General features: G+C 57.1%; 20 protein-coding genes, 1 pseudogene and 1 riboswitch. Of the genes and pseudogenes, 12 read left to right on the top strand and 9 right to left on the bottom strand.

What is annotated here, in order from left to right; translation table 11 throughout:
* The first annotated feature begins 103 nt into the window (after positions 1-103).
* From ACSHSR_RS02845 to ACSHSR_RS02830, 4 genes are all read left to right on the top strand, one after another.
* Positions 104-430, top strand: coding sequence for a c-type cytochrome (locus ACSHSR_RS02845; RefSeq protein ID WP_025010197.1), 327 nt, complete (start codon positions 104-106; stop codon positions 428-430).
* 109 nt (positions 431-539) lie between these two features.
* Entirely contained in the window at positions 540-2,267 is a 1,728-nt protein-coding gene (locus ACSHSR_RS02840; RefSeq protein ID WP_479631225.1) for a DUF3373 domain-containing protein, read from the top strand.
* A gap of 12 nt (positions 2,268-2,279) precedes the next feature.
* On the top strand, positions 2,280-3,680 hold the full coding sequence (locus tag ACSHSR_RS02835; protein ID WP_101058411.1) for a tetrathionate reductase family octaheme c-type cytochrome: 1,401 nt from the start codon (positions 2,280-2,282) through the stop codon (positions 3,678-3,680).
* 264 nt (positions 3,681-3,944) lie between these two features.
* Entirely contained in the window at positions 3,945-5,087 is a 1,143-nt protein-coding gene (locus tag ACSHSR_RS02830; RefSeq protein ID WP_144163975.1) for a putative sulfate/molybdate transporter, read from the top strand.
* 89 nt (positions 5,088-5,176) lie between these two features.
* Here the strand turns inward: ACSHSR_RS02830 and ACSHSR_RS02825 are convergent, their stop codons facing one another.
* Genes ACSHSR_RS02825 through ACSHSR_RS02815 form a run of 3 tightly spaced genes read right to left on the bottom strand, consistent with a single transcriptional unit; the run spans position 5,177 to position 7,884 of the window.
* Positions 5,177-6,187 (bottom strand): polysaccharide deacetylase family protein, encoded by a 1,011-nt coding sequence (locus ACSHSR_RS02825; protein ID WP_107110427.1) that lies wholly within the window; start codon positions 6,185-6,187, stop codon positions 5,177-5,179.
* A 12-nt stretch (positions 6,188-6,199) separates the two neighbouring features.
* The gene (locus ACSHSR_RS02820; RefSeq protein WP_082052728.1) at positions 6,200-6,781 is read right to left on the bottom strand and encodes an ester cyclase; all 582 of its coding nucleotides are present in this window, start codon (positions 6,779-6,781) and stop codon (positions 6,200-6,202) included.
* On the bottom strand, positions 6,778-7,884 hold the full coding sequence (locus tag ACSHSR_RS02815) for an alkene reductase (protein WP_479631224.1): 1,107 nt from the start codon (positions 7,882-7,884) through the stop codon (positions 6,778-6,780). Before ACSHSR_RS02815 ends, ACSHSR_RS02820 begins: the two co-directional genes overlap by 4 nt.
* Before the next feature lie 119 nt (positions 7,885-8,003).
* Between ACSHSR_RS02815 and ACSHSR_RS02810 the strand changes: the two genes are divergently transcribed.
* Positions 8,004-8,915, top strand: coding sequence for a LysR family transcriptional regulator (locus ACSHSR_RS02810; protein ID WP_025010203.1), 912 nt, complete (start codon positions 8,004-8,006; stop codon positions 8,913-8,915).
* Between the two features lie 91 nt (positions 8,916-9,006).
* Here the strand turns inward: ACSHSR_RS02810 and ACSHSR_RS02805 are convergent, their stop codons facing one another.
* Entirely contained in the window at positions 9,007-10,782 is a 1,776-nt protein-coding gene (locus tag ACSHSR_RS02805) for a sensor histidine kinase (RefSeq protein WP_107005280.1), read from the bottom strand.
* Positions 10,783-11,018: 236 nt separating this feature from the next.
* Between ACSHSR_RS02805 and ACSHSR_RS02800 the strand changes: the two genes are divergently transcribed.
* Positions 11,019-11,636, top strand: a complete 618-nt coding sequence (locus ACSHSR_RS02800; RefSeq protein WP_256873022.1) for a response regulator transcription factor — start codon at positions 11,019-11,021, stop codon at positions 11,634-11,636.
* A 106-nt stretch (positions 11,637-11,742) separates the two neighbouring features.
* A complete protein-coding gene (locus ACSHSR_RS02795; RefSeq protein ID WP_144216061.1) occupies positions 11,743-13,788 on the top strand; it encodes a TonB-dependent receptor in 2,046 nt (681 codons plus the stop codon).
* Positions 13,789-13,906: 118 nt separating this feature from the next.
* Here ACSHSR_RS02795 and ACSHSR_RS02790 read toward each other — a convergent pair whose 3' ends face one another.
* The gene (locus tag ACSHSR_RS02790; protein ID WP_144191004.1) at positions 13,907-14,437 is read right to left on the bottom strand and encodes a response regulator transcription factor; all 531 of its coding nucleotides are present in this window, start codon (positions 14,435-14,437) and stop codon (positions 13,907-13,909) included.
* Positions 14,434-15,726, bottom strand: a complete 1,293-nt coding sequence (locus ACSHSR_RS02785; protein WP_371873755.1) for an ATP-binding protein — start codon at positions 15,724-15,726, stop codon at positions 14,434-14,436. The genes ACSHSR_RS02790 and ACSHSR_RS02785 overlap by 4 nt, the downstream gene beginning before the upstream one ends.
* A gap of 225 nt (positions 15,727-15,951) precedes the next feature.
* On the opposite strand from ACSHSR_RS02785, the gene ACSHSR_RS02780 reads away from it, so the two are divergent.
* The 4 genes and pseudogenes from ACSHSR_RS02780 to ACSHSR_RS02765 all read left to right on the top strand — a co-directional run bounded on the left by ACSHSR_RS02780 (position 15,952) and on the right by ACSHSR_RS02765 (position 20,247).
* Positions 15,952-17,844 carry an alkaline phosphatase D family protein gene (locus tag ACSHSR_RS02780; protein ID WP_208150104.1) on the top strand — a complete coding sequence of 631 codons (1,893 nt, stop codon included), beginning with the start codon at positions 15,952-15,954 and terminating at the stop codon, positions 17,842-17,844.
* 88 nt (positions 17,845-17,932) lie between these two features.
* Positions 17,933-18,445: a GNAT family N-acetyltransferase gene (locus tag ACSHSR_RS02775; protein ID WP_101058403.1), complete on the top strand. Its 513-nt coding sequence runs from the start codon at positions 17,933-17,935 to the stop codon at positions 18,443-18,445.
* Positions 18,446-18,567: 122 nt separating this feature from the next.
* A pseudogene (locus ACSHSR_RS02770) lies at positions 18,568-18,802 on the top strand (DUF3302 domain-containing protein); the annotation flags it as partial.
* A 314-nt stretch (positions 18,803-19,116) separates the two neighbouring features.
* Positions 19,117-20,247 carry an HlyD family secretion protein gene (locus tag ACSHSR_RS02765; protein WP_062793878.1) on the top strand — a complete coding sequence of 377 codons (1,131 nt, stop codon included), beginning with the start codon at positions 19,117-19,119 and terminating at the stop codon, positions 20,245-20,247.
* An 85-nt stretch (positions 20,248-20,332) separates the two neighbouring features.
* On the opposite strand, the gene ACSHSR_RS02760 is transcribed toward ACSHSR_RS02765, so the two are convergent.
* A complete protein-coding gene (locus tag ACSHSR_RS02760; protein ID WP_025889604.1) occupies positions 20,333-21,913 on the bottom strand; it encodes a Na+/H+ antiporter NhaC family protein in 1,581 nt (526 codons plus the stop codon).
* 88 nt (positions 21,914-22,001) lie between these two features.
* Positions 22,002-22,173, bottom strand: a riboswitch (Lysine riboswitch).
* A 212-nt stretch (positions 22,174-22,385) separates the two neighbouring features.
* Between ACSHSR_RS02760 and ACSHSR_RS02755 the strand changes: the two genes are divergently transcribed.
* The gene (locus ACSHSR_RS02755) at positions 22,386-23,213 is read left to right on the top strand and encodes a 5'-methylthioadenosine/S-adenosylhomocysteine nucleosidase (protein WP_025889602.1); all 828 of its coding nucleotides are present in this window, start codon (positions 22,386-22,388) and stop codon (positions 23,211-23,213) included.
* Positions 23,214-23,285: 72 nt separating this feature from the next.
* Here the strand turns inward: ACSHSR_RS02755 and ACSHSR_RS02750 are convergent, their stop codons facing one another.
* Both ACSHSR_RS02750 and ACSHSR_RS02745 read right to left on the bottom strand, forming a co-directional pair.
* Positions 23,286-23,729, bottom strand: a complete 444-nt coding sequence (locus tag ACSHSR_RS02750) for a hypothetical protein (RefSeq protein WP_025889600.1) — start codon at positions 23,727-23,729, stop codon at positions 23,286-23,288.
* 213 nt (positions 23,730-23,942) lie between these two features.
* Positions 23,943-24,650: an oxidative stress defense protein gene (locus ACSHSR_RS02745; RefSeq protein ID WP_025010213.1), complete on the bottom strand. Its 708-nt coding sequence runs from the start codon at positions 24,648-24,650 to the stop codon at positions 23,943-23,945.
* Positions 24,651-24,750: the final 100 nt, after the last annotated feature.

Here is a 24,750-nt window from a genome sequence, read left to right as displayed (position 1 = left end):
CCAGTTCAAAGCTGACGCACCTCAGGATTGCTAAATTGACAACCGCAAGGACACATAAAATAACAGCCCATTAACGGAGCGGGCGGTCACCCCAGAGGAATAGATGATGAACACCAGCAGCAAACTCGGCCTTCTGCTTTTAGCCTGTGCATTGGCCACAGGCGCCACCGCAGCCGACGGCGGCAACCCCAAGAAAGGCAAACACCTGTACAAGAAAGTCTGTAAAGAGTGTCACAGCAAAGCAGGCATAGGTGGCGAACTGACTCCCATGAGCAAGACCATGAGCCAATGGGACAGATTCTTCGCCAGAGACAAACACAAAGCCAAACCCGAGGCGTTTCAGCCTTTAACTGAGCAGGAACTCAAGGATATTCAACAGTTCCTGTACGACCATGCCGCCGACTCGGATCAACCCCAGACCTGCGGTTGATAGCGCGTAATCACTTAACTCATTAACAGTCAGTAAGCCAAGTATGGGGTTACCCCAGGGCTGCTTGCTGCCTGAAAACGACCGGCAAGGCCGGTCAGGAGAATCAACTATGCGTACTCTTATCGCACTGGCGGTGGCCCAGGCACTGGGTTTGGCTCTGCTCGGCAGCCCCCAGCTTCAGGCCGGAGAACTGGATGACAGCACCAAGATCCGCGAGCTTAAACAGCAACTGCAGGAGATCACCGAAGAGCTGGATATACTCAACAGCCGGGTGGACAAAACAGAGCGGCACACGGCGCTCGATCGACTGGAGATCAGCGGCGACTTTCGCACCCGAGCCCACTCGCTGCACTATGGCAATGTCACCTGGCATCCGGCGATCAAGATGGATTTCAACGACTTCGGCGCCAAAGCCATGGCCGGCGAACTGGGCAACCCCATGGATCCCACCTCACCCCTTGGCAAGATGATGGCCGCCAACCCTGAGCTGGCCAACGCCTTTGCCCAGGGACAACTGCAAGGCGTTATGCCCTATGTGCTGGCACCTTATAGCAGTGGCGACATAGACAATGACATCTTCTACACCACCCGGCTGCGGCTCGATCTCAAGGCCAAGGTGTGGGACAACGTCAGCTTTGCCGGACGCCTGACCATGTTCAAGGACTGGGGCGATTCCACCGGTGTGCAGGTGTTTGATTCCTGGCGCTCTTTCACCATGGACGGCACCAACTCAGGCAACCCCAGCGGCGACTGGCTGCGGGTCGAGCGCGCTTACTTTGACTGGAAAAACATCGGCGGCAGCGAGTTTTATCTGTCTGTCGGCCGTCGTCCCTCCACCTATGGCCCGCCGAGCCACTACCGGGAAAATGAAAAACGTGGCGGCACCCCTTCCGGGCACCTGGTCAACTTCAACTTTGACGGCGCCACTCTGGGCTACAAGCTTGGAGAGCTCACCGGGATAGAAGGCCAGGTGGTGCGTTTCTGTTACGGTCAGGGCTTTGAGTCCCAATGGGGCAATGGCGAGCTCTATGGCGATACCGTCAGCAAGGACACCCATCTGGGCGGTTTCAACATTGATGTGATCAACGACGGTAACCACTTCCTGCAGCTGACCCTGTTTGCCGCGCGGGACATCAACGACGGCTTCAAGGGTTCCATGGCCTTCCCCAACGAGTTGGCCGGGATTTTCGCCCCCACCCTCTACAGCGATCTGCAGAAATTCGACAACTTCAACTTTGTTACCCGGGTGCAACCCAGCGGGGTCATAGGCGACATGTACCTCGGCGGCCTGGGCTATGCCTATGAATCCGATGACGATCTCAAGCTGTTTGTCTCCTTCGGCTGGACCCGCGGCGAGAGCAACGGCAACGCCGGCATGTTCGGCGGCATGTTGACCGACGCCGTGTTCCAGGCAGAGCTCAACAGCAGTGGCGATGAACTGCTGATGGTGCCATCCAGCGCCGAGTCCGATGCCTCCCACGATGGTTACGGCATCTATATCGGCATGCAGATCCCGGCGCCTTACGGTAAGTTCGGTCTGGAATACAACTATGGCTCCAAGTACTGGACGCCCTTCACCCAGGCCCAGGACGACCCGGTCGGCAGCAAGCTGGCCACCCGCGGCCATGTGGCCGAGGCCTACTACATCTTCGATATCAACCCCAGGATGTTTATCAAGCTGGCGGGGCTCTACTACGACTATGAATACACAGGTTCGGGCACGCCCGTGGGTGCACCTGTAAAGGTGGATGAAGTGCTGGACGGCAACGCCTATTCGCTATTGCCCTTGGTGGATACGGCGCTGGATATCAACGCCTCACTGACAGTGAATTTCTAGGGAGGAACACAGATGAAAACATTTTATCTGCCATTTATAGCCACGGCACTCTGGCTCGGTCTCCTGAGCCCAGCCCAGGCCAGCGGCCCCCACAAAGAGGTGCTCAAGGGCCCTTTTAACACAGGCTCGGAAGTGACCCAGGCCTGTCTCGAGTGCCATGAAAAAGACGCCGATGACTTTATGCTGTCATCCCACTGGACCTGGGAACTGGAGCAGGAACTGCCCGGACGCACGGTCAAACGGGGCAAGAAAAACTCCATCAACAACTTCTGTGTTTCCATCGCCGGTAACGAACCGCGCTGTACCGGCTGCCATGCCGGTTACGGCTGGAAAGACAACAGCTTCGACTTCAAGGACAAGACCAAGGTGGACTGCCTGGTGTGCCATGACACCACGGGTACCTATGTCAAAGATCCCGTCGCGGCCGGAGAGGTATTCAAGACAGTGGATCTGCTGCGGGTCGCCCAGAATGTCGGCAAGCCGGTGCGGGATAACTGCGGCAGCTGCCACTTCTACGGTGGCGGCGGAGATGCGGTCAAGCATGGCGACCTCGACTCTTCCATGGCCTACCCGGACAAGGCCACGGATGTGCACATGGACAGCGATGGCAACGACTTCCAGTGTCAGGACTGCCACACCACCCAGAAGCATATGATCAGCGGTAACGCCATGGGTGTGTCCCCAGGTGGTGAAGATCATATCGGCTGTGACAATTGCCACGACGGTGCACCACATGGCAACAAACAGTTGAACAAGCACGCAGCCACTGTGGCCTGTCAGACCTGCCACATTCCCTTCTTTGCCCGCCATGAACCCACCAAGCTGCACTGGGACTGGTCAACTGCCGGTGAAGACAGGGAAGAGAGCCTGGATCAATATGGTCGTCACAGCTACGCCAAGAAAAAGGGCAGCTTCGTTTGGGGCAAGATGGTCAAGCCCAGCTACGCCTGGTACAACGGCCGTGCCGATGCCTATATGGCCGGTGACAAGATGGATCCCGAGCAGGTCACCCGTCTGACCTTCCCCCTGGGTGACATTCAGGATCCCAAGGCGAAGATCTACCCCTTCAAGGTGCACACAGGCAAGCAGGTGTACGACAAGGTCAACAAGGTGCTGCTCAATCCCAAGACCTATGGCAAGGGCGGTTTCTGGTCTGAGTTTGACTGGGATAAGGCGATTCGCTTAGGGATGGCCGCCAGCGAGCCCATGCAGGCCAAGGGTATCAGCTACAGCGGTCAGTACGGCTTTGCTCAAACCGAAATGTGGTGGCGTATCAACCACATGGTCTCGCCCAAGAGTGAAGCACTCAAGTGTGCCGACTGCCACAACGGCGGTGACCGCCTCGACTGGCAGGCGCTGGGCTATGAGGGCGATCCCATGAAACACAAAGGCGGCGCTCGCCACGCCCGCTGATCCGATTCAGGTAAGTCCTGAAGACCGGCTCCCGCATCTCCCACCTCCCGGGAGCCGGTCACTCTTAACATCCCCACCCCCAATAAAGTCATAAAATCACTGAGCCCCAAAAGACATTTAGACCCAGTTCCAGGTCAAAGTGTCCAAGCGGCGCTACACTAAATTAGACTATGGCGGTAAATTCGGGTCATTGATGATGCAACTCGCGGTAAAAAATGGCATTTTTCTTGCGTTGTCTGGGCATCCTTTTCTGTGGCAAGTGCAATGACAACAAACGGCAAGACTTTTTCCTCATTAAACCGCTCCCTGGGTGAGCTCAGCGGCGCCTTTGCCGATCTGGGAACCTTTCTTCCTCTGGTGCTTGGGCTGATCGCCCTGAATCAGTTTTCTCCCCAAGGCATTTTTCTCGGTTTCGGTCTCTTTGCCCTGGCCACCGCCCTGTTTTATCGCCGCCCCATTCCCGTGCAACCCATGAAGGTGATTGCCGCCCTGGTCATCGCCCAGGGGCTGACACCCGGCATGATGCAAGCCAGCGCCATGCTGATGGGAGTAATACTGCTGGTACTGGCAGCCTCCGGCGCCATCAGTTGGCTGTCGCGGCAAATATCCCAGGCTGTCAGTGTCGGTATCCAACTGGCCATAGGGCTGCAGCTGTTGTGGATGGGTTTCAAGATGATGGCCGACGAGCCTGTGCTGGGATTCGGCGCCTTCGCACTGATTTTCTTTGCCCGCTTTATCCCGCTGCGCTATCTGGCCATGCCCTTGGTGATTGCCCTCGGCATGCTGTGGCAATACCAGCAAGGCGGCAGCGACAGCAGCTTTGTGTTCAACAACACGCCTTGGCACTTGAGCTGGCCCGAGTTAAATGACTGGGGCGCCGCGGCGACCCTGTTGGTGCTGCCGCAACTGGCGTTGACTTTGACCAATGCCGTTATCGCCACCTCAGTAATGGCCAAAGAGAAGTTCCCCGAAGACAGCAAGCGTTTCAGCCCCAAGGCCTTTGCTACCAGCTCTGGCCTGGCCAATCTGCTGCTGAGCCCCTTCGGTGCTTCGGCCATGTGCCACGGTGCCGGTGGGTTGGCGGTGCAATACCATTTCGGTGCCCGCCACCTATGGGCGCCGCTGATCTTCGGCGGCAGTTGCCTGCTAATAGCCCTCTCCTGGGGGGAAAACGTGGCCTGGCTGCTGAGCCTTATTCCGCTGGCTATTCTCGGTAGTCTGCTATCCACCGCCGGCTTGCAGTTGGCCTGGTCCAAACGCCTCTTGGACGGCAAGCCTTTCTGTATCTTTGTTATCCTGGCGACCGCTGTGGTGAGCCTGGCCGTCAATGCCGCCGCCGGTCTGGCTGTAGGTGTGGTGCTGGAATTCGGCCGCCGTCAGTGGCAAACCCTGAGCGCACTGCGCTGATCTCAATCCACAAAGCCACCATCCCAGGTTCAAACTGAGCCCGGGATGGTGGCTTTAGAGTCGATGGAAGGCGTTATCTGCCGGGCCACTTAGCCTGCCGGGAAGCGGCGCGGCGGATTAAGCGGCACATCGTTTTGGCTCAAGGCCCACCTGGCAATCTCATCCTTACGCATAAAACCGACATCTGCATGAGACTTGGCATACTCGAGGAAGGAATTGAGTGCGCTGACGATTCCGGGGGCACCGCCTATCCTATCGTGAACACTGATGGACATCATGCGTCTGCGGTCTGCCCCTTCGAGATAGAGGCAGTCAAACTCATCCTTGAGTTCCTGCAGGAAGGCCGCGGCTGTCATGGCTGTATTGCCGCCGAAGCGGCCTATATCGTTGTTGCGCAGGCTATAGGGCACCACGGCAAACGGCTTTCCTTTGACAGGGATCAGCGACGGCTCGTCGCGGCCCAGATCATCTATGTGATAGATAAAACCGAGCTGCTGCAGTATCTCCAGCGTCTTGGGGGTATGCCGCATCCAAAAGGCGTTGAACCCCAACGGCCGCTGGCCGGTAATCCGCTCCAGAGTGGCAATACTCTGCTCATAGGAGGCGCGCTCTTCGGCTTCACTCATGCTGTACTGCGGCGTCCAACTCTGACCATGGCCGGAGATCTCATGACCATGCTCGGCCACGGCTCTGGCAAGCTCAGGAGCCAGTTCGGCAGCCCGCCCCACCATGTGCGACGTCACCTTGATACCGTGTTTGTCCCACAGCCGCAAAAGCCGGGGGATCCCCTCATTCATGCCGTAGGCGTACCAAGTCGGCGTGATGGTATCAACATAACCCGGCTCCATTGGGGGAAACGGCCCTTCGGCATTTGCCCCTTGGGCTCCCGCTTCAAACTGCATTGAGATGGAGATAACCAGGCGCTCACCATTGGGCCAGAAATGGCGCTTGCCTGCTGGGTTATTTTTGCCATCAGCGGCCGCTGCCCCTGGAAGCAACATGGGCGTGCTCATACCACCAGCGGCCACGGCGGTTTGACTTAGACCCAAACCGGCAGCCAGAGCGCCGCCGGCCATTAAAAATTGTCTGCGTGAATGCATACTCTTTGCTCCTTAAGGCTTGAGATTCATCTGGGAGAAAAGACTCTGATAGTCTTCCAGATGCCAGTTGTCTGTAATACGGCCTTGCTTAACCCGGTAGAGATCCACCGCCTGAAAATTTATCGCCTGCCCCTGACCCTGCTGTTCGCCAAATTGGCCACTGAAATGACCACGAAACCTCAGACGCACAGTGACATAGTCATCGGCCACCAGGAGATGCTCAATCTCAGCACTGAGATCCGGCACCGCCCGTCTGAAGCCCTCTGATGCCTGTAATACCCCGCCGAGTCCCTGGGATCGCCCGCTTGGCAGCGTACGATCGACAAAGTGCTCACTCAGGGCTGCACGGGCAAAGGCCGGATCGCCACTGTTCCAAAATGCGGCGTAAAGACGTGCCGCCTGGACAATCTCGGCCTCAGTTTGACTGCCATCTGTCACCAGAACCTTGGGCACAGGCAAGTTTGTTGCCAAAGCAGCCGGTCTGGCCACTACTGATGCAGCACTTAAGGCCAAAGCGCTACAGAGCAAGGCCGGCCAAATGGCGGCGCGGCTCAAGGGCCGAGACGCATTGAGCGCCGGGCTTTCCCGCTTCATTGACCCACCTCAAGAGGCTGCAACGCCGGATAATCTGTGTATCCCTCGGCGCCGCCTCCAAACAGTGGGCCAGTGCCGAGCGGCGCCAGCGGCTTACCGAGCTGTAAGCGTTTGGGCAGATCCGGGTTGGAGATAAAGGGGCGACCAAAGGCCACCAGATCGGCATAGCCTTGCTCCAATACTGTTTCGGCGCGTTCAAGATCGTAGCGACCGGCCACTATGATGCAGCCTGGAAAGGCATGACGCAGGCTGCGACGAAAGCTTTCGGGAATCTCAGGAGCATCGTCCCAATCGGCTTCAGACAAGTGCAGATAAGCGACTCCTCGCTTGTTAAGCTCGGCTGCCGCCAGGAGTATGGTGTCGACGATTTCCGGGCAAGCCATATCCTTAAAGGTGACATAGGGCGCCAGGCGAATCCCCACCCGCTCCGGGCCTATGCGTTCGACGATGGCATCTACCACCTGCAGCAGGAAACGTACTCTGTTGACCTTAGTGCCGCCGTAAGCATCGTTACGCTTATTGGAGTTGGTCCGCAGAAACTGATCGATCAGATAACCGTTGCCACCATGTACCTCAATGCCATCAAAACCCGCTTCAACGGCATTGACTGCGGCATTGGCAAAATCATTCACAACCCGGTCGATATCAGCCTGGGTCATGGCTCTGGGTTCCGGACAATCCACCATCTGGCCGCCATCACTGCCGTTTGAAACCCACACCTGAGTCGCCGTCGGTGCTATGGCCGAAGGGGCTATCGGCGCTTCTCCCTTCTGGAACACGGGATGAGACACCCTGCCAACATGCCAAAGCTGATTGAAGATTCGTCCCCCGGCGTCATGCACGGCGCGGGTAACCAAACGCCACCCCTGCAGCTGTTCTTGGGTGTAGATCCCGGGTGTAAAGGAATAGCCCTGGCTGTCGTCGGAAATCTGGGTGGCTTCTGTGATGATAAGCCCTGCCGAGGCGCGCTGACGGTAGTATTCCGCCATCATGGCATTGGGAATATTGCCCGGTTGACTGGTGCGCGAACGCGTCATGGGGGCCATGACCACCCGATTGGACAGATACAATCCCTTGAGGGAATATGGAACGAACAGTGACATATGAAACTCCTGATGACTGAATGGCGAGCTCGCCGGAACACTTCACAGGCTCATTGTCTATCTTTCGAACTTGATTGATAATTGGGCTATTACTTAACTTATTTTCAAATAATTTTTGAATGTATCATCTCAATGATCTGCAACTGGCCTTACGGGTGGCCGAACTTCAGAGCCTGTCTGCCGCCGGACGCGAGCTGGGCATGACCCCGGCCGCCGCCAGTGCCGCACTGCAGCGGCTGGAAAAGAAGCTGGGCAGCCAGTTGTTTGCCCGATCCACCCGGCGACTGCAGCTCACCGAAGAGGGACAAGTGTTTGTCGATGCCGCCCGTCAGGCGATGGGGCTTTTGGACAACGCCGCCATGGCGTTGGCGGAAAGCCGCGGTGAGCTCAAAGGGGAAGTCAGGTTGGCACTGCCTTCGGACCTGGGCCGCAGCCTGATCCGTCCCTGGCTGGACCAACTGATGGCCGGGGCGCCCGAGTTGTCACTGCAGTATTTCTTCGGCGATCAGCTGACAGATCTCATCGGCCAGAATGTTCACCTGGCGCTGAGGTACGGCCATTTGAGCGACTCAAGCCTGATGCGGCGGCATCTATTGTATGTGCACAGGGTGGCGGTGGCCTCGCCTGAGTATCTGGCCCAATATGGTCGGCCCAAGACGCCCCATGAACTGAGCCAGCATAAGGTGCTGATCCTCAATCGTGGCGGTGAACCTTGGCAACGCTGGGGCTTCACGGAAGCCGGTAACCCATTGGCCGTCGAGGTGAAAGGCAGGCGAATAGCCAATGATGGCGCCGTCATTCGCGACTGGGCCCTGGAGGGCCAGGGCATCGCCTTCAAGAGCTGGTTGGATGTCGCCGAAGATGTGCATGCCGGACGACTGATTAACCTTTTTTCGCCCCAGCAATGCGAAACTGTGCCGCTGCAAATCCTGTACCTGCATACCGACTACCCCAGCTTCAAGGTGCGGCGGGTGATAGATTTTCTGGCCGACAGGTTTCAGACATTTGAGCGGCGCTTTCCGTTGATTTGAACCGAGCCCATTCTTGCGCAACGTTGCCGGGATTAGCGCCGGGCTTTCTATTCGCTCTGGGCTTTTTTCTCGCTCTGGGCTTTCTATTCGCTCAGGGCTTTTTCTCGCTCAGGGCTGTTGCCCCCAGAGGCAGCCACACCCGCACTCGGCAGCCGCGGCACTCGCGGCGGTTTTCCAGCTCCAGATGACCATTATGCTGGGTCACCACGTCGCGGCAGATAGCCAATCCCAGCCCCAAACCATCCTCCTTGGTGGTGGCGAAAGACAGCATTAATTCCGCCGCCGAGGCACTCAACCCCGTGCCTGTATCCAAGAGTTCCAACAGCAACCACTCTCCCTTGGTCCCGGCGGCTGGGGGCGCGGCCTGATAGTCGAGTTTGAGTTGGATCTCCCGTTTACCCGATACCGCATCCAGGGCATCCATGGCATTTTTCAGCAGGTTAACCAGCATCTGACTCAGCCCCACTGCATCTCCCAGCAATGGCCGCTCCGGCCCGCGACGACTTATTTTGAGCTCGACGCCCTGCTGCTCCATCGGCCGCTGAAACAGCGCCAGTGCATCCCTGAGCAGCGACTCTATCACCACAGGCTCAGATTCGGCCCGGCGCCGACGCAACAAGCCGCGAATACGATGCACCACGGCTCCTGCGCGGATAGACTGATTATTGATCTTGGTCAGCACCTCACGCATGGCATCGGCGCGCTCACCACAGCCCTCGGCGGCGCGCTGCTCCAGCACCATCATGGCGCCTTCGCTGTATTGGGTAATGGCGGCAATCGGCTGGTTGAGTTCATGCGCCAGCCCGGCACCAATTTCGCCCAGAATAGCGGCACTCTGCATTCGTTCCAGTTGCAACTCTTTATCCCGCAGTTGTCGCTCTGTTGCCAGCAAGAATTCGCTCTTCTGGCGGAACTTGTACTCCAGCCACAGGTGGTAGAGAGTGGAGATCAGGAACAGTAACAGCAGCGCTCCGCCCCACTCTTTGTTCTTGCGTACCCAGTCAATGGCGGCTTCATACAAAGGGGGTGGGCCGCCGTGGAGATCCAGCTCCTCATACAGCTTGATCACCTTGAGCTGACTGATAGGAGCTGTCCAGCCCATGGTGTCGGCCTTGATCGCCGCTTCAGAGTCGGAAGGCAAGTCGAACAGCGCCCGGGTCACCGACTGGGTGATATGGCTGGGCACCAAGTCAGAGGCGGCAAATGACCAGTTGGGATAGAGGGCACTGCTGGTTTCACAGTCATAGCCCTCGGGCTTGACGCCGTTGATCACCCGATAGTCCTGGCGCTGCACCAAGCCGGTTTCCACCATCTCTTCCAGGGTACAGAAGGGGGTGATGGCGGCATCCACTGTGCGGTCACGCACCTGGTAAACCAGAGGCTCCAGCGGAAACCCCAGAAAACGCACCTCACCGAAAAAACGCTTGGCGGCAAAGCCACGCTTATTCAGCAAGCCTACTGTCGCCTGATATCCCCCCAGCGCCTGAGGATCGCTGGCCACCACAGTGGCGCCGCGCAGCTCCTCAATATTACGCACCGGGCTGTCGGCCCGCACTATGATCGCCGAGCTGATGGCAAAGGTGGTTCCCTGATGCTTGCGGCTACGCATGGTGGCCAGCCAGGACAGGGGCAGCTTGCTGCTGAGGCTAAGATACTGCCCTGGGTTGGTCACAATAAAGTGGATCCTGTGCTCCAGCAGTTGCTGGCTCATTTGATCAAAGGTCAGCGGCTCCACCTCGAAACGATTGCCGGGCAGCTGTTGGCTGAGATAACGCATCATGGGGCGCCATCTCTCTTTTGCCTGGGCAACCCCGTGATTGGCCAGTACCCCGACCCGGAACACAGCCTCTATGGGCTCGTCACCCATTTCGGCATCGGTCGCCGGTTCATACAGTTGCGCCGAAGCCGAAGCACACCCGGCCCCCAACAACAGTATCAAGATTAATATTCTGGCCATTCCAACTCCCCTTTCATCCATGAAGATAAGCTAATACAGACGGCGAAAAAATAACTTGATGGAGGGCAAATGTCGGCCAACACCTCAGTGATCTGGCTCTAAAAGCCAACAACCGGGTTTGAGCCCAGTCGCGACAAAGATTAGGATTGGCTTATTCACCCGAGAGAGGCAAGTATGTGACTGACACAGCGCTTTATTTGGTGGACGACGATGCCGCCGTCCGGGATTCACTCGGCTTTATGCTGAGCCAATTCGGTTACCGGCTGCAAGCCTTTGACAGCGGCCAGGCATTTCTCCAGGCCGCCGAGTTGGAGGCGCCTGGCTGCGTAATCCTCGACAGCCGCATGCCGGAACTCACCGGCCAGCAGGTACAACAGAGATTATTGGAGGCCAACAGCCCCTTGGGGATCATCTTTCTCACCGGCCATGGCGATCTGCCGATGGCCGTTGACGCCTTTCGTCAGGGAGCCTGCGACTTTTTCCAGAAACCGGTTGCCGGCAAAGCGCTGGCAGCCGCCATCGAAAAAGCCTTCGACTACAGCCTCAAGACCCATGAACAGCAGCAACTGCAGCAGAAATACGCCACCCTGACCGAGCGGGAGCAACAGGTACTGCAGCTTCTGGTGCAGGGAATGACCAATAAACAGATGTCCGAAGCTCTCTATCTGTCGCTGCGAACCATAGAAGTGCATCGCGCCAAGATCATGAAAAAGCTTGGTGTTCACAGTATTGCCGAACTGATTAAGTTCACGCCCTTGGTTTGACCCTCTCCCGGGTGCGACAGCTTGTCGCACTTTGGCTGTTTAGCTTTGCCCCATCCGCGCACAAGACCCAAAATGGGTCATTCAAAACAACCAAAATCAATAAGATATGCGCTTTTCACCTTCTCCTCTCGCTCTGGCTTTACTGCCAATAATCGGTCTGGGCTCAGCCGCCAAGGCCAGTGATTCTCCCATGGAAGTGCTGGTGGTGCGCGGCAGCGTACAGAGCAGCGTGCTGCAGACCTCGCCAGAAGCCACCGCGCCCAAGGCCGATATCAGTGGTCTGCTCAAGTCACTGCCCGGCGCCAACGTCAACAGTAACGGTCCACTAACCGGCATAGCCCAGTATCGTGGCCTCTTTGGCGATAGAGTCGAAACCCAGGTCGGCGGCATGAGCATGGCCGGTGCCGGTCCCAACGCCATGGATACCCCCTTGAGCTATGCCGTACCTGTGATCACAGAGCAGTTAGAGCTGGATCGCGGCATAGCCCCGGTCGCCAGCGGCGTCGATACCTTAGGTGGCAGCATCCGGGTAGTGGAGTCCCAGGCACGTTTCGATGAAGTCAGCGGCCTGGTCAGCGGCCAATACCAGCACAATGGCGAGCAGAGCCGCATCGGCGTCAAGAGCAACTTCGGCGGCGAGCGGCAGGCACTCATGTTGTATGGCGACTTGTTCAAGGGCAATGATGTGCCCGAGAGCGGCGATAACCACCCACTGCTGCCAGGAGTCTACGACAAGCAGGTGTTTGGTGGTGAATACAGGTTCAACCTGGCCGACAGCAACGCCGATGATGAGTCGATAGCCTTCTCGTTCCAGCATCTGGAAACCACAGATGCCGCCACCCCGGCGCTGCCGATGGATATCGACTATATCCGTACCGACAGGTTCAAGCTCAGTGGTGAGCACCTGCTGGCCGATTGGCAGACACGCTGGCATCTGGGCTACAGCGATGCCCGTCACGGCATGGACAACTTCAGCCTACGGATGAAAATGCCTACCATGGCACCGCGCTACACCATAGCCGATTCCAAGAGTTTCGACGGCCATTGGCAAATGGCGAAAGACAGCTGGGAATTTGGCTTGGATTGGCGCCATGCCGAGCACGACACTGTGGTGACAGACCCCAGCAACAGCAAGTTCCGGGTGGATAACTTCAACGGTGTCAACGACAGCGTTTACAGCCTCTACGCCCAATGGCAGCAGGATTTTGGTCGTTGGAGCTGGCAACTGGGTAGCCGGGTGAAACACTACAGGTTTGATGCCGATCCCGTGAGTCACTCTATGGCGGCCATGAAACCGGCAATCAAGACCCTGATGGACAGATTCAATCAGGCCGATCGCAGCCAAAACGATACCGGGCTGGACTTGGTGATCAACGGCCGCTTTGAAATCGACAGTGAGCTGGATGCCATAATCGGCCTGGCGCGTAAACAGGCCAGTGCCAGCTATCAACAGCGCTATCTCTGGGTGCCAATGCAGTCCACCGGTGGCCTGGCCGATGGCCGCACCTATGTAGGCCAGATGGACTTGGATCTGGAAACCGCCTGGCAACTGGAGCTGGGGCTGGATTTACACCGTCAGGATTTCAACCTGACCCCTAGGGTATTTGTCCAAAGGATAGACAACTATATTCAGGGCCTGCCCACGGATGACCCCGCCGTTATCGCCGCCGGCGATGCCAACACCTTGGTGTTCAGCAATACCGACGCCCTGCTCTACGGCATGGATGTCAACGCCCACTGGCAGTTGCATGAACAGTGGAGCCTGGATCTGCAGGCGGCCTATACCTATGGTGAGCGCCGCGACGTGGAAGACAAGCTTTACCGTATCGCCCCCCCAAACCTGACTCTGGGACTCAACTGGGATCAGGGCAGCTGGTTTGCCCGCCTGGAGACAGTAGCGGTTGCCGCCCAGGATAAGGTGTCGGCCACTCAGCTGGAGCAGGAAACTGCAGGCTATGGCTTGGTGAATCTGGCGGCCGGTTACCGCGGTGACAGCTTTATGCTCAAGGCCGGGGTCGATAATCTGCTGGACAGAGAATATGTCGATCATCTCGCCGGTTATAACCGGGTAATGGGCGGTGATATCGCCGTTGGCGAGCGCTTGCCACAACCCGGTCTCAACGCCTGGGTCATGGGCGAGTACCGTTTTTAAGGGCGCCCCGGTTGCCCGCTTAAGGGTTCATCCTCACCGTGCTCCCGCAGGCCGTTGAGATTTCCACTGCAATTGAACCTGCCCCGGCCTTTTCTCGTCTCGAAAGGCCGGGATTTTTTTAAGCAACTGGCTTCTTGGCCAGCTTGCGTTGCAGGGTGCGGCGATGCATTCCCAACTGGCGGGCGGTGGCCGAGACATTGCCCTTATTGGCATTGAGTACCTGCTGAATATGTTCCCACTCCAAGCGCTTGGGGTGCAGCGGGGTTTCATCAGGCAGGGATGAAGCCGTGTGGGATTTAGGCTCGACTTTGAGTGCCGCCAGCAGTGTTCGGGTGTCGGCCGGCTTGGCCAGATAGTTGTCTGCCCCCAGTTTCACCGCCTCCACCGCAGTGGCTATGCTGGCAAAGCCTGTTAGCAGCACAATACAGGCCTTGGGCAGGCTGGCTCGCAGCGGCACTATCAGGTTGAGGCCGTTGCTTTGCGCCAATTTCATATCCAGCAGCACATGGCTCGGTTGCCAGCTACGGGCGCTGAGCAGTGCTTGGCTGGCATCTTCGACATGGCAGCACTCGAAATCATGCCGCTGCATACGCCGCTTCAGAATGGCTGCCAGCGCCAGGTCATCTTCAACTATCAATAACCGCTTCATGCCGCATCTCCTTTACCGGCAGAAACCGGCAATAAGGGCAGACTGATACGCGCCTCACAGCCCTGTGGGCCGTTGTGCAACACCAGCTCGCCCCCCAGCTTCTCCAGGCTGGCGTGACTCAAGAGCACGGCAACCCCCATACCTGTGCGGCTCGCCACCGGCATCAGCCCAAGCTCGCCCAAGAGATGCGCCTCTATGCCGCGGCCATAATCCTTGATGTTAATTTCAAGCCGAGTGTCACCTAGGGAGTCGAAGCCAATTTCAACCTTGGGCTCGCCTGTATTGTTGAGGCTGGCCTTGGCGGCGTTATCCACCAGCGCCAGCAGCGCCGGCAATAGACTGGCATCTGTGATAATTTCACGTTCAGTCAGGCCAGCAGGCAGGGTGAGGCTGAAATCCACCTCGGGCATCAACAGCATGAGTTGCTGGCGCATATTTTGCCCCAGTGCCGCCAATGTCACGGCCTGGCGGCGACGTTCACGAATCGATTCGGTGGCGCGGCGCAGTTCATTGAGAGTGACTTCACAGCGGGACAGCGCTTGGCCCATTTGCGCCTGCGCCTCGGCATCCAGGCCCTCTTCCATGGCTTCATCCAGCAGTAATCTCAGGCTCGCCAGCGGCGTTGCCAACTGGTGTGCCATCTGCGCCGAAGCTGTGCCCAACGCCAGCAGTTGTTCCTGCCGCAGCTGATTTTCCCTCAGCCAACCAAGCTCGGTATCCTGGCGCCGCAGACGACGGCTTATCAGAGCGACACTGGTGGTCAACACCAGTGCCGATACCACAAAGTTAAGCCACATCCCCAGGAAGTGAGAGCTCATATCCATGCCGTGATGGCGCATATGCCCTTCCGGCAAGCTCAAGATCATCAGGCTGTAGGCCAGGGTCGACAGCGCCGCCAGGCTCCAACTGCCCCAGGCGGGCAAGGTGACCGCCGCCAGCGCAATCGGCACCAGCAGCAGCGAAATAAAGGCATTGGTGGCCCCACCTGAAAACCACAGCCAGGAGATCCAAAACAGGGTATCCAGCAACAGGGCGATAAAGATACCGGCACTCTGGCGATAGAGGGGATGACGCAGCCACAGGGTCAAGGCCAGATAGGCGCTTTCCAGCCCAAACACCCACCACAAGGGTTCAGGCTGCAGCGTCAGGCCAAAGGCATCGCTGCCGAGCAGGGTCAGCCCCAGTTGCAGCAGCAACCCCAAAACCCGCAGCAACGCCAGTTGATCGGCCGCCGCCAGGCCACCGGTTCGACCAAATATGCCATCCATTCCCATCCGGGTGCTTTTCATTCGTCTATTATCCGAAAACCTGCAAAGGCATTGAGGCGGCAGATATGCCAAGTTGGCTGTGGTGTCACAAGACTCAGGGATATCAATGCCTGCCGCTATCGCCTTGGCACAGCTGCTTTACATCATTAACAAGGCTTCACATTTTAGGGACTTTTCAAAGCCAAAGCACTTGTTTACCCTGTGGATTCACCTTTTTTCATACCTGAGAGGCTGCAGAACCCGCCGATGACCACTTCCTCTTCCTTGCCGCTGATCCTGGCCGGCCCGATATTGCGCCACTGCGACCGGGACCATTTCACCCTCTGGTGGGTCAGCAGCAAGCCGTTGAGCCCGCAATTGACGCTTAAGTTGAGTCACAAATCGGCGCCCTTGCCGCTGAATGAAGAACAAGTGCACAGAGTACAACTCGGTGAACATGCCTGGCAGTATCTGCTGCACCTGGAGGTTCCAGGATTGCTGCCCCAAGGGCAAGCCGTGGGTTACAGCCTGGAAGATGCCGATGGTCAGTCGCTGTTCGCCGATATCGAAGGTCTGTGTTATCCGGACAAATCCACTCCCGAACTGGTGCTGCAGCCCAGGCTGGATCGTTTGCTGCACGGCTCCTGTCGCAACCCGCATCATCACAGCGGCGACGCACTGGTGGCGGCCGATACTCAGCTGGAGCAAAACAATGCCCCGGCAGAGCGACCGGCGCTGCTGATGTTGAGCGGCGATCAGCTCTATGTCGATGATGTGGCCGGCCCCACCCTGGTGGCCATTGCCCAGGTAATAGCGCTGCTGGGACTAAAACAGGAAAGCTTTAGCGACGCCCCGCTCAAAGACTCGGCGCAGATAGATTATGGCCCAGACTCCCTCTACCTGCGGCCGAAACAGCTCTTGCCCCGTACCCAGTATCCGGCCAAGACAGCACTCTGGCGCTGGTATATCAATCACCCCATATTCACCTCCTCGATGGCAGAAAACCATCTGCTGAGCTTCGCCGAAGTCACTGCCCTGTATCTTTTAATCTGGTCGCCGGAACTGTGGCAGCAACTGGAACTGCCGCAACAGTTGCCCGGGCTGAGCGGTAAACGGGCACAGGAGTGGCAGACCCAGTGGCAACATCTGTTGGAGTTCAAGGCGGGCCTTGGCAAGGTCAGGCGCCTTTTGGCGCATCTGCCCACCTATATGATTTTCGATGATCATGACATTACCGACGACTGGAACCTGACGGCCCGCTGGGAAGAGGCCGCCTATGGTCACGCCTTCTCCAAGCGCATCATAGGCAATGCCTTGCTGGGGTACACCCTGTTTCAGGCTCTCGGCAATCAACCCAAGAGGTTTACCGACTTTTTCGAAGAGCTGAGCGGCCTCTATCTGGCCGACAGCGAGCGCCAGGATGCCCTGATAGACAAGCTGCTCAAATGTGAAAACTGGCACTACACCCTGGATACTCAACCCAGAATGGTAGTACTGGATACCCGTACCCGCCGCTGGCGCAGCGAATCCAACCTGGCCAAGCCCTCGGGGCTGATGGATTGGGAGGCGCTGATGGATCTGCAGCAGGCACTGCTGGGGCAGGATAAGGTCATCATAGTGTCGGCAGCGCCGATTTTCGGGGTCAAGCTGATTGAGGCGGTGCAGCGCACGGCCACTCTCATCGGGGCTTCGCTGCTGGTGGACGCCGAAAACTGGATGGCGCACCCTGGCGCCGCCAACGCCCTGCTGTCGATCTTCATGCACAGACGTACCCCGCAGGAGTTTGTGATCCTCTCCGGCGATGTGCACTACTCCTTTGCTTATGACATAGGGATCCGCTTTCGCCGCGCCAGTCCCAACATCTACCAAATCACTGCCAGCGGCATCAAAAATCAGTTCCCGGAAAAGCTGCTGCCTGTGTTTGATAAGCTCAACGGTTGGCTCTATGGGCATTTCTCGCCGCTCAATCTGCTGACCAAACGCAAACGTATGTCGATCCGCGGCCGCCGCCCCAATGGGGAACGCAGCAAACGCCTGGTCAACCAAAGCGGTATCGGCCTCCTGGAACTGGCAGAAAACGGCGCCCCCCAGCGGATAGCCGTACTGCATGCCGATATGAGCCTGACCGAGTTTCAAGCACCCAAAGAGAGCCGCGACTGACACTTTGTGCCAGAACAGTTCCCATTGAAGTAATGGCGCGTTGCCCGGCTTATGGCATACTCAGGCGAAACCACCTTGGGAGCCTAAGATGCATCTGTGTCACTGCCAACTTGAGCAACATGGCGAGGCGATACGCGCCATCTTCAACCATGCCATTGCCCATACCACAGCCCTTTATGAATACCAGCCAAGGAGCGAACAGCAGATCCGCGACTGGTTCGGCGCCAAACAGCAAGGCAGCTGGCCAATTCTGGGCGCCGAGGATGAGCAGGGGCAACTGTTGGGATTTGCCAGCTTAGGCCCGTTTCGCGGCTATCCGGCCAATCTCTATTCGGTGGAACACTCTGTGTATGTGCACCCTGAGCATAGAGGCAAAGGGGTGGCGCGCTTTCTGATGCAGCATTTGATAACCCAGGCCCGGGAGCGCGGCATCCACACCATGGTGGGCGCCATAGATGCCGGAAACCAGGCCAGTATTGCCCTGCACCTGAAGTTGGGGTTCAAGCACTCAGGCACCCTGCCCCAGGTGGGCTATAAGTTCGGCCGCTGGCTGGATTTGGCGTTTTATCAGCTTATGCTGCCTGGACCTGCCGAGCCCTAACCCTTTCGGGCGCGAGTCGATTTTCGTTTTATGCCCCTGAAAAAAATCATCATTCCCGGGCAATCCGCCAGCGGCCATCTACACTTATTCAAGCGTATTTACGAATAAGGGAACCCGATTAGATGACACTGGATTATATCGCGCTGGGGATGCTGATCTTTGTCGCCCTGGTGATCTTCTACGGGGTGATAGTGATCCACGACATCCCCTACGAGCTGGCCAAGAAACGCAACCACCCCCATCAGGACGCCATTCACTACGCAGGCTGGGTGAGCCTGTTTACCCTGCATGTACTGTGGCCGTTTCTGTGGATCTGGGCCACGCTCTGGCGCGAGGACAGGGGTTGGGGCTTTGACAAAATTCAACAGGAGCAGCAATCACTGCACCATGAAACCGTACTCCTGGCGCAGCAGTTGGAGCTATTGAGTGAAAAAGTCGCCGCCCTGGAAGCCCAAAAGCATGCCGCAGAGGCTCTTGCAGCGCCGAGTGCCCAAGTCCAAGTCCAAAGCCAAAACCAAGCCCCAACCCAAGTCCAAACATCTTCAGAAGAGCCCGCAGTCAATCCCAAACCCAACAGCGGCGTGAACTTGGATACGGCAGCAGACTCGACCGACATTCCAGCTACAGATAATCAGAGCCAGAGCAATAACAAGAATGAGGAGAACAGATAAATGGATCTCTTGCTTATCCTCACTTACACCGCCATCTGTGTCGCCATCTTCAAGATTTTCCGCATCCCGCTCAACAAGTGGAGCGTGCCTACCGCCGTGCTCGGCGGAGTAGTACTGATAGGCACCTTGATTTTGTTGATGAACTACAACCATCCCCATACCGCCATGGGCAGCCAGATGTATGTCACCACCCCGCTGATCCCCTCGGTGCGCGGCAAGGTCATAGAAGTGCCCGTCATCCCCAACAAACTGCTGAAGGAGGGCGAGCTGCTGTTCCGGGTCGATCCGACTCCTTATCAGACAGAAGTCACCCGGCTGGAGGCCAGCCTGGAGCAGGCCAAACAGGCGGTATTGGGGCTGGACGCCGCCTATAAGGCCGCCGAGGCCAGTCGCATCAAGGCCGAGGCCGAACGGGACAGAACCCAACTGGAATATGAGCGCTACCGCAGCGGTTTTGAAAAAGGCGCCTTTACCCGCGCCGATGTCGACAACCGTCGTCAGTATTATCTCGGCGCCCAGGCCTCAGTAGAGGCGGCCGAGGCCGAAGCCCGGCGCGCCAAGCTGGCACTGGAAGCCGAGTATCAGGGGCAAAACACCCAGGTGGCCGAAATTGCCGCCATGTTGGAAAAAGCCAGATTCAATCTGGAAGAAACCAGCATGCGCGCCCCCTCAGACGGTTATGTGACCCAGTTGACCCTGAGACCGGGAATGATGGTGGTGCCCATGCCCCTCAGGCCTGTGATGACCTTTGTCCATCAAGAGGAGCGCTTCTTTGTCGGCGCCTTTAGGCAAAACTCGCTGCTGCGGCTGAAACCCGGTTTCAAGGCCGAGCTGATCTTCCGCGCCCTGCCGGGCAAGGTGTTTCAAGCCGAAGTGGTCGAAGTGCTGCCAGCCATAGGTGAATCTCAGGTGCAGGCGCAGGGGCAGCTCTATGGCTCGTCACAGATTCGCCTCAACGGCCGGCCACTGGTCAAACTCAAGCCGCTGGATGATCTGAGTCAGTATCATTTGCCACTGGGCACCAATGTGGAGATCGCCATCTATTCCGATAGCTTTGAGCATGTATCAATCATGCGTAAAGTCTTGATAAGGATGAAAAGCTGGCAGAACTATCTCTATCTGGATCACTGATACTCCTTATCGACGCGCAAACCTTTGGCAAGAGTAAAAAGCCCCAGGAACACTCCCGGGGCTTTTTTGGTATCCCATCTCAGCCTCAGCCGATGGCGGCCTCGGGAGCCGCCTGGAAGCGCCTGGCGTGATAGAGGCAGAAGAGTGCAAACCAAGCGGCACTCACCAGGAAACCGGCCAGGGTGGAATGCAGCAGCCCCATGGCCAGATACCCCAGCGCCGCCCCGAAGGCGACGGTCAGGGCATAAGGCAACTGGGTCAGCACATGATCTATATGGTGACAGCCGGCGCCGGTGGCCGACAAAATACTGGTACTGGAGATGGGCGAGCTGTGATCGCCAAACACAGCGCCGGCCAGCACAGCCGACAACATGGGCAGCAGGAGTTGGATATCGCTGGCGGCGGCCATATCACCGGCGAGTGGCAACATGATACCAAAAGTGCCCCAGCTGGTGCCTGTGGCAAAAGCCATTGCACAGGAGAGCACAAACACCACCACAGGCAGCAGCCCTGTGGGCAGGTTGCCGTTGGCCAGGCTGGCGAGATATTTGCCGGTTTCCATGTCACGCACCACGGCGCCTATGGTCCAGGCAAACAGCAGTATGTTGATCGCCGGCAACATGGCCATAACCCCTCTGGGGGCGGCGCGCAGCCAAGTGGATATCCCAAGACCGAGACGCAGAGCCAACAGGCCGGACACCGCCAGGCTGCAAAGGGCGCCATAAACCAAAGACGAACCCACATTGGTATGTTCAAAGGCGCCCAGCACACTGAAGGCCTGACCATTGGCGGCCAATACCTGAGCCCCGGAGTCCAGCATGAAATAGATACTCGCCGCCGTCAGTGTCACTATCGGCAACACCATATCCAGCATGCCGCCGCGGCTGTCGGCCGGGGCTTCCATATCCAGCCCTATTGGCCTGCCCTTGGATTCATCCCAGAGCTTGCCTTCGAGCGCCCGCTGCTCATGCTGTCGCATCGGCCCAAGATCCAGTTGGAAGGCGATGACTACCACCACCATGATCAGGGTAAATACCGCATAGAGATTCATGGGGATCATCTGCACAAAGGCGGCGATCGGGCTCTGCTCTGTCACCCCATGGGCCACGAGTATGCCGCCCACCAGGGCGATGATATAGGCCCCCCAGGAGGAGATGGGCATCAATACGCACACGGGCGCCGCGGTTGAGTCCAGCAGATAAGCCAACTTGGCGCGGGAGATCTGGAATCTGTCGGTCACAGGGCGGCAAATGGGCCCCACCGACAAGCTGTGGAAGAAGTCGTCAATAAAGAAGGCAAACACCATCAAGCCGGTGAGCGACTTGGCGCTCTTGCGGCTCTGGCAGCGCCTGGCGGCCCATTCGGCGAAGGCCCGGGTCGCCCCCGAGGCGGTCATCAAGCTGATAAGCCCACCCAGCAGCAGCATAAACAGCAGCATATTAAGGTTATCGCTGTTGGGAGCACCATCGACCCAGAAGATTTTCAGCACACTGTCAAACAGGTAGCGCAGCGATTGCAGCGGTGAAAACTGCTGTAACATCAGGCTGCCGGCGACTATGCCTACCCCGAGGGAGAGCAGTACTCTACGGGTGATGATCGCCAGCGCAACCGCCAGCAGAGGAGGAACTATGGACCAGGGAGAGTCCGCAAAATGCATGATATTCATGATCTCTTTACACCTAAAACAACTAAGGTGGAGATCTACCGATAGGATCGAAGAAACTCAGACCAAGGAGGGCAGAAACTTCTCAGCTCCTTCAGGTAGCGCTCCATAGTGGATGACTATGGCAGTCCTGCACCTGTTAGATACAGAACCAGCAGCTAGGTTTGATGACCTGGCTACTTCGGCGCCGACTCCTTTCCCCGGGCCTCAAAGGCATCACCCTCTTCCCGGTTACTCTTAGGCAGCGCGCCTCTACTCAAAGGTATTCGACTGGCATTCTAACTATCACGGCCCCAATAGCAAGCCAGATTGTGCCTCTGGCGGTAAATATCCCGCCCGGTTGGCATTAAGCCTTTGGCAAGTGACTCATGTCTGGGCTCGCAAATGCCAGCTCCGGCTGTTGACGGCAACCACAGCTGCACCTAGGATCGCCCTCCCCTACCGCGACACTGAAATAACAATTAAAGGTGTGCAAATGACTCTGTTACAACGTTTTTGTGTGGCACTCTGTGCCTTGTTCTCCAGCCATTCCATGGCAACCCCCGCCCGGGCACCTATACTGCTGCAAGGTGCCATGGATGTCGAAGTCGACACCCTGGTTCAGGCCCTGAAAGACCCCAAACAGACAACTCTTGGTTCCTGGACTTTCTGGCAAGGCACTCTGGATGGCTATCCTGTCATAGTGTCCCGTACCGAAATAGGTATGGCCAATGCCGCCGCCTCCACCACGCTGGCAATAGAAAAATTTCAACCCGGTTTTATCATCAACCAGGGCACTTCCGGCGGCCACGACCCTGCGCTGCACCGCGGCGACATAGTGCTGGGGAAATACAGCTTCAATATGGGTTCCTATCGCAGCGATCTACACCCCAAAGGCCAGGGCATAGATCCCAAACGCTGGCATAACTTCGATGTCACCATGCGTTTGCGTCAGGATGGCAAGCTGGTGAAACACAAGCGCTTTGATGCCGATCCCAAGCTACTGGCTCTGGGACAACAACTGGCGTCAGCTTATCGCCATGGCAAGGTAGTGACCGGCGTGATCGGCAGTGCCGATGAGTGGAACCGCGAAGTCGACCGCATCGAGTGGCTGCACCAAACTTATCAAACCTCGGCCGAAGAGATGGAAACCGCTGCGGCCGCCCTGGTTGCCAAGGCATATGAGATCCCTTTTATCGGGATTCGGGTACTCTCCAATACCGACCTGCACGGCGAAGAGTTTGAGCCACAAACCGCTATCCACTGTCAGCAGTTTGTCATTGAGTACACCAAGAAGTTGATCGCAGGTTTGGAAGGTAAATAAGTTTCGAGGACTTCAAAGTAAAAGCCGGTGATATTGTCCACCGGCTTTTGTTTTTCAGGCCCTCATCTTAAGCTAGCTCGCCGGCGATAAGAAAATGGCCTCCACCTCTTTGGCCAGTGTCTGCCAGCCCAGTTTCGAATAGCCTTGCTGGTAACGGTATTCCCAAACCTTGGTTTCCGACTCGGGTGCTTGTTTTCGCTGGATAACCAAGCGGTAGTCATCCATCGTTGGTGACTCTGGCTCCGGCAATGACAGGCTGGCAAAAGTCTGCTTGCTCTCGGCACAGCTCTGGCCGCGATACCGAATAAACACCTGCAAACCCGTATCGAAATCCTTGTCATTAATTTGGGATTGGATCTCGCTGCCGGGCACAGTGTATTCCGTCTCATTCACCAGGCAGAGTCGTTGTTTGTGGGTCTTTCCGACTTGCGCTGTAACATTGGCGAATACGGTTGATGGGCTGGCGACCAGGCTGAATAAACCTATTCCCAGTAGTGTCAGACGGGTCAATTTCATCGGCACACTCCTTATGCAAGATTGATTGGCTCTGGCTCATTCAAGCATAAAAAGCGTCCAGAGACTGCCTCAAAGGAGCAACAAATTGTATCTGCTGTTTCAAAATCACCTACAACTCACCAACATCAAACAAGCGATATTGGCAGATAAAACAAACAATGCGGGCACCACCAGGGGGCCCGCATAATAACTGTCAGACAGGATAACTTGGGTTCAGTCACGCAGCTTGTAGCTGACCTCGACCCTGTCGGAGAAAGTTACCTGGCCATACTCATAGCTCTGGTTGATAGCGCCTTCAGCCATCATGGCGGCCTTGTACATCACAGGGCGCACCGGGCCTTGGTCGAAATAACGAATCGACCAGACGCCATCGAGTTTCTCGCCAAATCCGGCCGCCAACTCACTGGCCTTTTGCTTGGCATCTTCAATGGCCGCCTGCCGCGCCTGCTTGCGCATCTCGGCTTCTTTACTGGACTTAAGGTTGATCTGGTTCACCTTGTTGATCCCGCCTATTAACGCCGAGTCCAGTATGGGATTGAGCTGATCCAACTGTTTCACCAACACGGTCACACTGCGACTGGCGCGATACCCCTTGAGCTCGGGCGCCTTGTCCTTGAGGTAAACATACTCAGGTTGCAGATTCAGATTGGCGGCGGCAATCGACTCCTTGGCGACCCCGGCCTTGAGCAGGCGCTCGATAAAAGCGGCCACCGCCTTGTCGGATGCGGCCTTGGCCGCCTTGGCATCAGATTCGCTTAATGACACTTCAACATGGATTTCAGCCATATCCGGCTCAACCTGTATCTGGCTGACGCCTGTAGTTTCCAGCAGAGGTCTATCCTGAGCCAGTACTGAGTGGCTCATCAGAGTAGCGGGTAACAGTGCGCCTATCAGCGCCAGATTCAGCAGAGATTTTTTCATCTTGGTTCTCCAAAAAGTTCGCTTTCGTTGACCATAGAAACGCAGCCGGCTGACAAAAGGGTTAAAAAAATCAAAAAATTTTTCAACGACGTTTTGAAGC

The sequence above is a fragment of the Shewanella sp. VK101 genome (assembly GCF_056497865.1).
The sequence above is the reverse complement of the archived record's forward strand: the minus strand, read 5'-3'. Positions and strand labels throughout refer to the sequence as shown.